This is a genomic window from Mailhella massiliensis, assembly GCF_020741395.1.
GTDB lineage: Bacteria > Desulfobacterota > Desulfovibrionia > Desulfovibrionales > Desulfovibrionaceae > Mailhella > Mailhella massiliensis_A.
In genome coordinates this window covers 1-11,248 of the sequence record NZ_DYZA01000061.1, presented here as the reverse complement: position 1 = coordinate 11,248, position 11,248 = coordinate 1, and the positions used below count along the sequence as shown (strand labels likewise).

General features: G+C 56.5%; 10 protein-coding genes. 5 read left to right on the top strand and 5 right to left on the bottom strand.

The window, feature by feature from the left end; genetic code table 11:
- Nucleotides 1–75 precede the first annotated feature (75 nt).
- From pstA to K8W16_RS03285, 3 genes are all read right to left on the bottom strand, one after another.
- Nucleotides 76–948 carry a phosphate ABC transporter permease PstA gene (pstA, locus tag K8W16_RS03295; RefSeq protein WP_304121132.1) on the bottom strand — a complete coding sequence of 291 codons (873 nt, stop codon included), beginning with the start codon at nt 946–948 and terminating at the stop codon, nt 76–78.
- Between the two features lie 137 nt (nt 949–1,085).
- Nucleotides 1,086–1,964 (bottom strand): phosphate ABC transporter permease subunit PstC, encoded by an 879-nt coding sequence (gene pstC, locus K8W16_RS03290; RefSeq protein WP_304121131.1) that lies wholly within the window; start codon nt 1,962–1,964, stop codon nt 1,086–1,088.
- A 171-nt stretch (nt 1,965–2,135) separates the two neighbouring features.
- Nucleotides 2,136–2,951 (bottom strand): phosphate ABC transporter substrate-binding protein, encoded by an 816-nt coding sequence (locus K8W16_RS03285; protein ID WP_304121129.1) that lies wholly within the window; start codon nt 2,949–2,951, stop codon nt 2,136–2,138.
- Nucleotides 2,952–3,142: 191 nt separating this feature from the next.
- Here K8W16_RS03285 and K8W16_RS03280 point away from each other — a divergent pair, with 191 nt between their 5' ends.
- From K8W16_RS03280 to phoU, 4 genes are all read left to right on the top strand, one after another.
- A complete protein-coding gene (locus K8W16_RS03280) occupies nt 3,143–3,832 on the top strand; it encodes a response regulator transcription factor (protein WP_304121127.1) in 690 nt (229 codons plus the stop codon).
- Between the two features lie 2 nt (nt 3,833–3,834).
- Nucleotides 3,835–5,610 carry an ATP-binding protein gene (locus K8W16_RS03275; RefSeq protein WP_304121124.1) on the top strand — a complete coding sequence of 592 codons (1,776 nt, stop codon included), beginning with the start codon at nt 3,835–3,837 and terminating at the stop codon, nt 5,608–5,610.
- A gap of 30 nt (nt 5,611–5,640) precedes the next feature.
- Nucleotides 5,641–6,399, top strand: coding sequence for a phosphate ABC transporter ATP-binding protein PstB (pstB, locus tag K8W16_RS03270; protein ID WP_304121122.1), 759 nt, complete (start codon nt 5,641–5,643; stop codon nt 6,397–6,399).
- 328 nt (nt 6,400–6,727) lie between these two features.
- Nucleotides 6,728–7,408, top strand: coding sequence for a phosphate signaling complex protein PhoU (gene phoU, locus K8W16_RS03265; protein WP_304121120.1), 681 nt, complete (start codon nt 6,728–6,730; stop codon nt 7,406–7,408).
- Between the two features lie 77 nt (nt 7,409–7,485).
- Here the strand turns inward: phoU and uraA are convergent, their stop codons facing one another.
- Nucleotides 7,486–8,736, bottom strand: a complete 1,251-nt coding sequence (gene uraA / locus K8W16_RS03260) for a uracil permease (RefSeq protein ID WP_304121118.1) — start codon at nt 8,734–8,736, stop codon at nt 7,486–7,488.
- Between the two features lie 305 nt (nt 8,737–9,041).
- On the bottom strand, nt 9,042–9,689 hold the full coding sequence (locus K8W16_RS03255; RefSeq protein WP_304121116.1) for a flavodoxin family protein: 648 nt from the start codon (nt 9,687–9,689) through the stop codon (nt 9,042–9,044).
- Between the two features lie 191 nt (nt 9,690–9,880).
- Here K8W16_RS03255 and tsaA point away from each other — a divergent pair, with 191 nt between their 5' ends.
- Complete coding sequence (gene tsaA, locus K8W16_RS03250; protein ID WP_304121114.1) at nt 9,881–10,558, top strand: tRNA (N6-threonylcarbamoyladenosine(37)-N6)-methyltransferase TrmO; 678 nt, start codon at nt 9,881–9,883, stop codon at nt 10,556–10,558.
- The last annotated feature ends 690 nt before the right edge of the window (nt 10,559–11,248 follow it).

Genomic DNA, 11,248 nt, shown 5'->3' with positions numbered 1-11,248 from the left:
TTCGGCCGTGATCGGAAGGCGGCGTACTGCGAGGAGGCGACAGGACGCCGTCATAAAAAGCGCAGCCTGCCTTCTTTACTGTTTGTTCCGATTTTGCAGCCTATCGCGCAGGATGATAGCCAGAAGGTTCATGCCCACCACAAGGAAAATGAGCATGAGCGCCGTACCGTATTGCAGAGGCAGGGTCTTTTCAATGTTGGTGCCGGAGGTGGCGAGAATATACATGTGGTAAGGCAGGGACATGACGGGACTCAGTATCGAATCGGGCATGTGCGGGGTGAAGTAGACGGCGGCGGTGAACATGATGGCCCCGGTTTCCCCTGCGGCGCGGGCAAGGCCCAGGATGCAGCCTGTGAGCATGCCGGGGAAGGCCGCGGGTATGACGACGCGCACGATGGTCTGCACCTTGGTGGCGCCCATGGCGAGGGAGGCTTCGCGCCAGGAATCGGGGACGCGGCGCAGGGCTTCTTCGGCGGTGTTGATGATGATGGGCAGGGTAAGTATGGACAGGGTGAGTATGCCGGAAAGCAGGCTGACGCCCAGCCCGAGGAAGGTGACGAAGAAGGAAAGGCCGAACAGACCGAATACGATGGAAGGCACACCCGCGAGGTTGTTGATGCCGAAGCGTATGTAATAGGTAAGACGGGAATGGCGGCCGTATTCGTGCAGGTATACGGCCGTGGCCACGCCCGTGGGGAAGACGATGATCATGGAACCGAAGGCCAGCAGGAAGGTGCCCACGATGCAGGGCATGATGCCGCCCTCGGTCATCATGTTTTTGGGATAGGCGGTGAGAAATTCCCAGGAGAGGGAGGAGAGTCCGTTGACGGCAAGATAGAGGCATACGCCGGAAAGCGCCAGTACATTGACGGCGGCGGAGGCACGCAGAAAACCGAACATCAGTTTCTGGACGCACAGGCGGTTCTGGTTGCGTTTGCTTATGTCCATGATTTTCCCTGAAATGGCTGCCGGTAGGAGCGCGGAATGTTCCGTCGGCCTTCTTCCGGGCGCCAGGATACATGTTTTTTTTTGGGGGGCGGGGCGGGAAAGAGCCGCTCCTGACTTCCGGCATGTTCCGGGAGCCGTCAGCAGCCGATGCCGGAATGGCGTTTTTCCGCAATGCGGAAGGCTGTGGCATTGAAGATGAGCGTGAAGAGAATGAGCACGATTCCGGTGGCGAACAGGGCAAAATAGTGTTCGCTGTGGAAGGGGGCTTCCGCCATTTCCGCGGCGATGGAGGCGGGAATGGGCCGCACGGCGTCGAACAGGGATGTGGGGAGGACGGCGGCGCCGCCAGCCACCATGAGCACGACCATGGTTTCCCCTATGGAGCGCGACATGCCCAGCATGACGGCCGTGCCTATGCCGGAACTTGCTGCGGGGAGCACCACACGGACAAGTGTTTCCCATCGGGTGGCCCCCAGGGAAAGCGAGGCTTCGCGCAGTTCCCGCGGGACGGAGTATATGGCGTCTTCTGCAACGGAGCAGATGATCGGTACGCTCATGAAGGCCAGCATGAGCCCGGCATTGAGCAGGTTGAGCCCGGAGGCGGCTCCGAAATGATTCTGTAGGAAGGGAGCGACGACCACCATGCCGAAAAAGCCGATGACTACGGAAGGCAGAGCGGCGAGCAGCTCCACAAAGGGCTTGACGATGCGCCGCATGCCGGGCCTCGCCACTTCCGCAAGATAAATGGCCGTTGCCACGCCGAGGGGAACGGCGATGACGGTGGCCAGGGTCATGACGGCGAGAGAACCGACCACAAGGGGCAGGATGCCGAATTCCATGGGATCGTCGGTAGGATACCAGCCCAGACCGAACAGAAAGTCGAACAGCGGATAATGTTTGAAAAAGGGGAGGCCGTCCAGCAGCAGGAAGAGCACGATGCCCGTCATGGAAAGGATGGAAAGCATCGATACGCCGGCCAGCAGCCATGTGGTGAGTCGTTCCTTGCGAGTGTTCATGCCTTGTCCGTGACATACGAAAAAGGGGGGAATCCCCCTGTTGCGGCTCCTGGAAGCGTCCGCCGGAATTTCAGCCTCCGGCGGAGCTTCTTCGGGGAGCCTGACCTTGCTGCAGCTTTTTGCACGGCGGGCGTTTCTGCCGCCCGTAATCCGTACAAGGGATATATCCTGCTACTTGGAGATGGGGATATAACCCGCTTTCAGCACGTCCTGCTGGCCCAGCTTGGGATCAAGCATGAACTTCATGAATGTCCCGGTATTGCCTTCGGGCTTCCCGTTGGTGAAGAGGTACAGCTCGCGGGAAAGAGGCCACTTTTTGGCCAGGGCGGTTTCAGCGCTGGCGGCCATGCCGCCTATGGTGAGACCCTTGACGTTGTCGTTCAGATACCCCATACCGATATAACCGATGGCGTTGGGGTTGGTGGCTACGTTCTGGGCGACGCCGCCGTTGCTGGCCTGGGTGAGGGCCTTGGGCATGACTTTGGCATCCTTCATCACCAGTTCCTTCCAGCATTCATAGGTGCCGGAGGAGTTGTCTCGGTTGACGACCACGATGCGGGCGTCGTTGCCGCCTACTTCCTTCCAGTTGGTGATCTTGCCGGCGAAGATATCGCGCAGCTGTGCGATGGAAAGGTCCTTGACCGTGTTTTTGGTGTTGACGATGGGCACCAGGGCGTCCACGCCGATGACGGTGCGGGTAAGCTCCATCTTCTTTTCCGCAGCCAGCTTGATTTCGCTGGATTTCACGTCGCGGGAGGACATGGCCACGTCGGTGATGCCGTCGAGCAGAGATTTGATGCCCGTGCCGGAGCCGCCGCCGGAAAGGACGATGGAAATGTCGGGATAGCTCGCCATGAAGTGCTCGGAAGCCTTCTGGATGATGGGCAGCACCGTGGTGGAACCGTTGATGGTAATGGAGGCGGCAGCCGCAGGGGAAGCCGCGCAGAGGGCGAGCAGGGCGCTCATGACAATACTTTTGATCTTCATGGATCAGACTCCTTTTTTCTTCCGGCGGATCAGCCCGCCGGACAGGAGGGAAAGTAAAAAGGTATTGTTGCAAAAATATATCCCGGATATTAACTTTTTGTATCGACGATTGTTTTGATATTGTTATGGTTTTGTAACACTGGCTTCATAGAGGGAAGCTACACAGTCCTCAAAAGGAAAGGGGAAATATTGTGGATAACAGACAGCCTGTCATACTGGTAGTAGAAGACGACGATGATATCCGTGAACTGGTGGCTTTTTCTCTGGAAGAAGAAGGATACCATGTGGAGCAGGCGGCCGACGGCCTGCGCGGGCTGGAAATGGCCGAATCTCTCAAGCCGGATCTCATCATTCTTGATCTCATGCTTCCCGGCAGGGACGGCCTTTCCGTGTGCCGGGAGCTTCACAAGCATGCCGCGGAGAGCATACCCTGCCCCATTCTCATGCTGACGGCGCGAGGAGAGGAAATGGACCGGATCATCGGCTTTGAGTACGGGGCCGACGATTATGTGGTTAAACCTTTTAATATACGCGAGCTGATGCTGCGCGTCAAGGCCATTCTGCGCCGCCGGACCATGGATACCGGCAAGAAGGTGGTAAGCAGGCACGGCGTCAGTCTGGATCAGCAGGGCCGCCGTGTATCCGTCGACGGCCGGACTCTGGAGCTCACTGCGCTGGAATATCGCATTTTTGAGGATTTTTTTCTCAATGCCGGCCGCATACGCACGCGCGAAGAGCTGCTTTCTTCGGTGTGGGGGTATCAGTTCGAAGGGTATGAACGCACGGTCGACGTGCACATCGCCCGCTTGCGCCGCAAGCTGGGAGACGCCGCCCAGTACCTGGAAACGGTACGCGGCATGGGCTATCGCTATAAGGAATAGCCATGAAAAACACATCGTTTTCCATCAAGATATTTCTCTGCTTCTGTGTCGTCATTCTTTTTTCCGTGCTGGTGCCGTGCGGGTATTTTCTGCACAGCATCAAAGAGGAAAGCATCGATATCACGCGGGAAGACGCTTTTCGTGAGGTCTCTTTCCTTTATAACTATATTCTGGAAGAAGCGGAGCAGAACGGGGGAGACGGGCAGGGAGGTCTTCCCGAGACGCTGCGGAAATTTTATTCCGGCGGGCAGCATCGCGTGACGCTCATCGACGCCAACGGCGCGGTGTTGTATGATTCCTTTGCCGGAGATGTTTCGGAGCTGGAAAATCACCGTTACCATGAGGAAGTGGCCCTTGCCTTCATCGAAGGGGAAGGCTCCAGCGTGAGGCACAGCTCTACCTTGGATACATCCTTCGTCTATGCCGCCCGGCGTGTATCCATACCGGGTTCCCCCGTCAGCGTCATTCGTGTGGCCGCACCGCTTTCCCTGGTGGAAAATCATGCGGCAGACAGGAGCAGGGCGCTTCTGGCGGGCGCGGTAGCGGCCCTTGTTTTTGCCGTGGGCTTTGCGGCCTTCATGTCCATGCGTTTCCGCCGCTCCCTTCAGCTCATGATCACCTCGGTGGAGAGTCTGGCCACCCCGGGCAGCCGCAGCGGCCGCATCAGCCTGCGGGCACTCCCCGGCGACGAGTTTGCACCGCTGGCCGCCGCCGTCAATTCCATGGCCCAGCGCATGGAAGTACAGGTGAACCATATCCTTGCCCAGAAGGCACAGCTCGATGCAGTGCTCAACAGCATCGCCGAGGGCGTTCTTGTGGTGGATCATGAAGGTTGCGTGCGCAGCGTCAACGCCACCTTGGTGCGCCTCTTTCCCCGCGCGGCCCATGCGGAAGGCCTGCAGCCTGTGGAAGTCATTCCTTCCCCCGAGCTTCAGAAGGGCATAGAATCGCTCAAGCACGAGGTGCCGGAAAAACCCGTACAGTTTGAAATGGATAATCTGTCCGGCCGTAAGCTTCAGGTGCTCATCTGTCCCATTGTGGGAGAAAGCAAGCTTCTCATGGCCGTGGCTGTGTTTCACGACATTACGGAAATGTCTGCCCTCATGGACATGCGCCGGGACTTTGTGGCCAATGTTTCCCATGAACTCCGTACCCCCCTCACCGCAATCATGGGCTATGCCGAGAGCCTGAAACGCTATGTTTCAGAAAAGAGGGCGCTCCATTTTCTGGAGGTAATCGACCGAAATTCCCAGTACATGGCCACCATGGTCAAGGATCTGCTCCAGCTTTCCAGCATAGAAAACGGCTCCATCCCTATGGATATCAAGCCGATGGCCGCCTCCATGGCCATACACGGAGGCATGGATCTGTGCAGAAATGCAGCGGAAGCTAGGAAGCTGGAGTTTTACGAGGAGCTTCCCGAAGGAGATTTTTCCATCAACGCCGATGCGGAGTATCTGACGCGGGTCATTCGCAATCTTCTGGAAAATGCCTGCCGCTACGCGCCCGAAGGCTCGCGGATCGTGATTTCCGCACAGCCCGACAGGGAAACGGGCATGGCCGTGTTCCGCGTGGCCGACAGCGGGCCGGGCATACCTCCGGAACTTCGCATGCGCGTATTTGAACGCTTTTATCGTGTGGAAAAGCACAGGGGCGGACAAGTGTCCACAGGGCTCGGCCTTGCCATTTGCAAGCATGTCGTAGAGCGGCACGGCGGGTGCATAGGCGTTGAAGACGGCCCCGGCTGCATCATGCGATTTACCGTCCCTCTTGCCTGAACATCCCTTTTCTTCAAGGAGTTTCTTCCCATGCAACATGTCAAAATGGAGACGGTTTCGCTGAACTTCTTTTACGGAGAGAAGCAGGCGCTGAAGAATATCAGTCTCCGTTTTCCCGAAAAAAAAGTTACGGCGCTCATCGGCCCTTCCGGCTGCGGCAAGAGCACCTATCTGCGATGCCTGAACCGCATGAATGATCTTGTCGCGGGCAGCCGGTCCGAAGGGGCCGTGCTGCTGGACGGAGAGGATATCAATACACGCGAATGTGACGTAGTTTCCCTGCGTCGCCGGGTGGGCATGGTGTTCCAGCGCCCCACGTCCTTTCCCAAGAGCATTTTTGAAAACGTGGCCTACGGCCTGCGCGTCAACGGCGAGAAGTCGGAATCCGTCATTGCTTCCAAGGTGGAAGAGAGCCTGAAAAGGGCGGCTTTGTGGGGAGAAGTGAAGGACCGTCTTTCCGATTCCGCACTGGCTCTTTCCGGCGGACAACAGCAGAGGCTGTGCATAGCCCGTGCCCTGGCCGTGGAGCCGGAAATCCTGCTCATGGACGAACCCACCTCTGCGCTGGATCCCATCGCCACGCAGCAGATAGAGGAGGGCATAGGCCAGCTCAAGGAACAGCTCACCGTGATCATCGTCACGCACAACATGCAGCAGGCGGCGCGCGTTTCCGATTATACGGCGTTCTTTTACATGGGCGACCTCATCGAATCCGGCGAGACCGATATCATGTTCACCCGACCCCGGCTGAAACAGACGGAAGATTATATTACGGGCCGTTTCGGCTAGTTCCAGTATTTCGCGCGTTTTTCCCCTGTCGGATTTTTTCTGGGGAATCTGCATAGTTGAAGGAAAATCCAGAGATTTTTGCATGGGGGCACGCCTGCGGGGCCCTTACATTTTTCCCTCCGGGCGGGGTATCCTGCATCCGCCTCTTTCCGCAATCAAGGCGGAGGACGTGAGTCCTGAGCGAGGCCTGCGCCGTTTTTCGGGCAGAGCCTTCGGAACATGGCGGTAGTGTTCCTTTCCCTTATTCACCCTGTATCGGCCGAAAGACGGGCTTTTCGCGCAAGGGATACTGCGCGTAGGGTCGTTGCGGCCTGCGAGAGGTACGACTATGATGGATCAGAGGTACGGTTCTCCCGTGCTTCGCGGATTGAGGACGGAACTGCTCACCATGGGCAGCCTTGTGCAGCTGGCTTACGGCAAGGCTCGTACCGCCCTTCTGCTCCGCGATGCGGCCGCCGCTGAAGAGGTGGTGCGAAGCGACGACGCAATCGATGAAATGGAGCTTGAACTGGATGAAACGTGTACCAGCGTCATTGCAAGAACGCAGCCCGTGGCCCGGGATCTGCGTTTCATTCTCACCGCCGTGCGTATGGTGCTCGACCTTGAGCGTATTGCCGACGAAGCCGTGACTATAGCGCGTCAGATTCCCAGGCTCCCGGAATCCTTTTCTCCATCGCTGGAAGAGGATCTTACCCGCTACATGCAGCTTGCCTTCGACATGCTGGATACTGCCCTGGACGCCTTCCGCAGGGAAGACGTACCCCTGGGGATGAACGTATTTCAACATTCGGAGGAAAGCGTGCATCTTCTTCTTTCCATGTATGAAAAACTCATGGTGGATGTGCGCGCCTCCGTGGTCGATCCTTCCGCCGCCGTGCCTCTCATTCTTGTGGCGCGTTCTGTGGACCGCATCTGCCGTCGCTCGGAAAATATTGTGGAACATCTGTGCTTCATGTGCGACGGCATTACCGTGAAGCATCGCGTGAAGCTTTCCGGCGTCGGGGCATAAGGGGTATACGTAAAAACTCCCGGTATGAGCCTTTGCCCATGCCGGGAGTTTTTATACGTCGTCGGGAGAGGAAAGCGTTAATCTTTGCGCAGCAGGTTGAACTTGTCGAAAATTCTGAAGGCCAGGCTCATGACGATAGCCACAAGCGTAGCAAGCACCATACCCTGAATGGTGAAGGAGCCGAAGGTCAGCTTTGCGCCGCTCAGGCCGATGATCATGATGACGGAAGTCATGACGAGGTTGGAAGACTTGCTGTAATCCACCTTGCGCTCCACCAGCACGCGCAGGCCCGAAGCCGCGATGACGCCGAACAGCAGCAGGCACACGCCGCCCATGACAGGCACGGGAATCCCGCGGATGAGTTCGGAAAGTTTGCCGATAAAGGAAAGCAGTATGGCCATAAGTGCCGCTCCGCCGAGCACCCAGACGCTGTAGACGCGGGTAATGGCCATGACGCCGATGTTTTCGCCGTAGGTGGTGTTGGGCGTCGCTCCGAAGAAGCCGGAAAGCACGTTGGAGCAGCCGTCCGCGAACAGGGAGCGGGACAGGCCGGGATCCTTGATGAGGTCGCGCCCGACGACATTCCCCGTCACAAGAAGGTGCCCGATGTGTTCGGCAAGCACCACCAGCGCTGCCGGAGCGATGATGAGTATGGCGTTGAGGTCGAAGGTGGGGGCATAGAATTCCGGCAGCTGGAACCAGGGCGCTTCCTTTACCGGTGTAAGATCCACCATGCCCATGAAGAAGGCGAACACATAGCCGCAGATAACGCCGAACAGCACGGGGATGATGGCGAGAAAGCCCCGGAAAGCCACGGAGCCGATCACGGTGACGGCCAGCGTGAACATGGAAACCATCACGTTGTCCATATTGATGTTTTCTCCCGTGAGACCTGCCATGGAAGCGGCTGTGGGGGCGAGTTCAAGGCCGATGACGGCGATGATGGAGCCCATGGCTGCGGGCGGGAATATCACGTCGATCCACTTGGTACCCACGACCTTGATGAGGGCTGCGAAAAGGATGAAGAGCAGGCCGAAGACGATGAAGCCCGCCTGGGCGGAGGAATAGCTGCTTGCCGCCATAATGGCCAGCACGGGGGAAATGAAGGCGAAGCTGGAACCGAGGTAGGAGGGAATCTTGCCCCTGGTGAGGAAAAGGTAGAGCAGCGTGCCGATGCCGTTCATGAACAGGCATGTAGTGGGGTTCACCTTGAACAGGAAGGGCACAAGCACGGTGGAGCCGAACATGGCAAACAGGTGCTGAAGGCTCAGGGGGATGTTCAGAAGAAGCGGGGGGCGCTCCTCGACCTGGATGACGCGATGTTCCACGATGGTATCCTCGCTGGAAAAAGGTGAGGTTTTTTTCGGTTGTTGCCTGATTGTCCGCCCCGGTTCGGGGTATGCTGTTTCCTGTGTCCGGGAGCTGTGAGCCTCATCTGCGAGTACATGCAGAATTTTTCTTCAGGGCGTCTTTGGCGGCTGGAGGCCGCGCATGCGGGTATTTCGCCACGGCCTTTTCTGCACCTTGTTCGAGGCTCATGGAACATACGTTTTTTCCTGTCCGGCCATGCCTCCTGCGGAGCTTTGCCGAACAGAGGAAAACGCGCCCCGACATGTCCGGGGCGGAATGGAGGTCAGGCGCGTTCTTTCATCAGAGCCAGCCGGCGGCCCATTTCAAAGGCTTTTTCGCAGTCTTTGGGAAAGACTTCGTCGTGATATTTCTTTTTTGCTGCCGGATCAAAACGGTCGGCCTCATAGAGACTGTAGTCGCTGAACTGCCAGGCGTTGGCACTGTAGCAGATTTCGCTCTTCACTCCCAGCATCTCGCCCATGCGGCCGTGTACTGCAGAAAACTGGGCGATGATTTCGTCTGCATGGTCTGCGGTCATGCCGAAGGTATAAATGAAGGCCGAAGGGATGGTGCGGGAAAAGACCCAGCGGTTTTCCTTATTATAGAGCATGTGGCTGAAAAGGAAACGATGTTCCAGGGCGAGCAGTTCGGGCGTGATATCGTTGAAGTAGATGGGTGAGCCGAAGATAAGCCCGTCGGCCTCTTCCATTATGTCAAGAAAGGGGGAAAGCTCATCCTTCATGGCGCAGTGCCCGTGTCTTCCCGTTTTGAGCTTGCAGGAAAAGCAGCTGACGCAGCCCTTGTATTTCAAGGGATAAAGCTGAACAAGGCGCGTTTCGGCCCCGACGGATGCAGCGCCGTCCAGTGCGGCCTGCAACATGGCGGCGGTGTTGCCGCGGGCTCTGGGGCTGCCGTTGAATGCAAGTATCATGGCGTTCTCCTTTTGGTGGGCGAAGGAAAGGAACAATCATGCCTTCTTGAGGTATTCTTGTGAGAATAAAGCGGAACATGGTCTCTTGCAAGTTGAAATACGCCTGCCGGGCTATTGTGTCGGGCGTCCCGGCCATTTCTTCAGCTTGGATGCGTCTTGCCGTAAGGGGAAGCTTCCGATATGGTTGAGGCATGGAAACTATTGCCTGCATACATACCGATCTGCCGTCGAAATTCGGGGTACCCCGCCAGAGCGGCCTTGTGAAAGATCTGAAAGGACGCATTGTGTTCATGCCGAAGTTCAGAGATCCTGAGGCGTTGCGCGGGCTGGAGGATTTTTCCCATATCTGGCTCATTTGGGAGTTTTCCCGGGCCAGGTGTGAGCACTGGTCGCCCACGGTAAGGCCGCCGCGTCTCGGCGGCAATATCAGGCTCGGTGTGTTCGCCACGCGCTCCCCTTTCAGGCCGAACAGCATGGGGCTTTCCTGCGTGCGCCTGGAAAAGGTGCTCCTGCATGGGGAAGAGGGGCCTGAGCTGCACGTTTCGGGAATAGACCTCATGGACGGCACGCCCATTTTCGATATCAAGCCCTATGTGCCTTATGCCGACTGCCATCCTGAGGCCAAGGGCGGCTTCACGACGACTCTTGCCGACGTCACCCTTGAGGTGGAGTTTCCCGAAAGGTGGCGCGCCCGGTTCACCGAAGATCAGCAAGCTGCCCTTGTCGGCATATTGTCCCGTGACCCGCGCCCCCATTATCACCGTGATCCGGGCCGTGTTTACGGCATGCCCTTTGCCGGGTACGACATACGCTTCCGCGTGCAGGACGGCACGGCGGAAGTGGTGGAGGCTGTGAAGTTGGAGGCGTGAAAAGTCGTGCCGTTGCCCGAGACAGGAGGGCTTTTTTCCGCCGTGCCGCAGGTATGCCGCACGGCTCTTCCTTCTTTTACGCGGTAATCTCAAAGAATCGGGCAAGCTGCATGCGTTCCGCAATTCCTTTGCCGGAGTCCCCCTGCGGCAAAGGCCTCTGTGCGTTTCTGTCCATGGGAGGGAAGTGGCTGAGTACGGCCCATGGTTTCCGAGGGGATGTTGCCGACACTTTTACCCTGTTCCGACGCAAGGGACTGAGAGGTGTGGGCTGAGCCCGGAAGGAAAGCTGCTGGAGAAGCTTCTGTTTCATTTGTCATTGGAAGTGATATTTTACTTCATGATATTGAGCATGATCTTGAGCTTTTTTCACATAAATCTAACGGAATCCCTATTGGAGAATTAAAAACTTCTGGATAAAAGATAATCTTCCTTCATAATTTTTGATGCAATATGACTATAATTTTTTGTATTATTTAAAAATATTTGTTATTTGAATGTCAAAAATATGCATCTTTTGATAGAATATTTATTGTTAATAAAGTGATGGATAAAATAGTATTGTATATAATTATGCAGAATTAAAAAATTATGTAAGGTATAATCCTGTATTTGAAAAAAATATGAAAGAGAATACGTTATCCTTCTTGAAATATTGAACTTTTGAAATATTTGAAGACATAAATGTTGTAA

Coding starts and splice junctions, on each gene's coding strand:
- pstA (WP_304121132.1), bottom strand. CDS start 948: ATGGACATAAGCAAACGCAACCAGAACCGCCTGTGCGTCCAGAAACTG.
- pstC (WP_304121131.1), bottom strand. CDS start 1,964: ATGAACACTCGCAAGGAACGACTCACCACATGGCTGCTGGCCGGCGTA.
- K8W16_RS03285 (WP_304121129.1), bottom strand. CDS start 2,951: ATGAAGATCAAAAGTATTGTCATGAGCGCCCTGCTCGCCCTCTGCGCG.
- K8W16_RS03275 (WP_304121124.1), top strand. CDS start 3,835: ATGAAAAACACATCGTTTTCCATCAAGATATTTCTCTGCTTCTGTGTC.
- pstB (WP_304121122.1), top strand. CDS start 5,641: ATGCAACATGTCAAAATGGAGACGGTTTCGCTGAACTTCTTTTACGGA.
- phoU (WP_304121120.1), top strand. CDS start 6,728: ATGATGGATCAGAGGTACGGTTCTCCCGTGCTTCGCGGATTGAGGACG.
- K8W16_RS03255 (WP_304121116.1), bottom strand. CDS start 9,689: ATGATACTTGCATTCAACGGCAGCCCCAGAGCCCGCGGCAACACCGCC.
- tsaA (WP_304121114.1), top strand. CDS start 9,881: ATGGAAACTATTGCCTGCATACATACCGATCTGCCGTCGAAATTCGGG.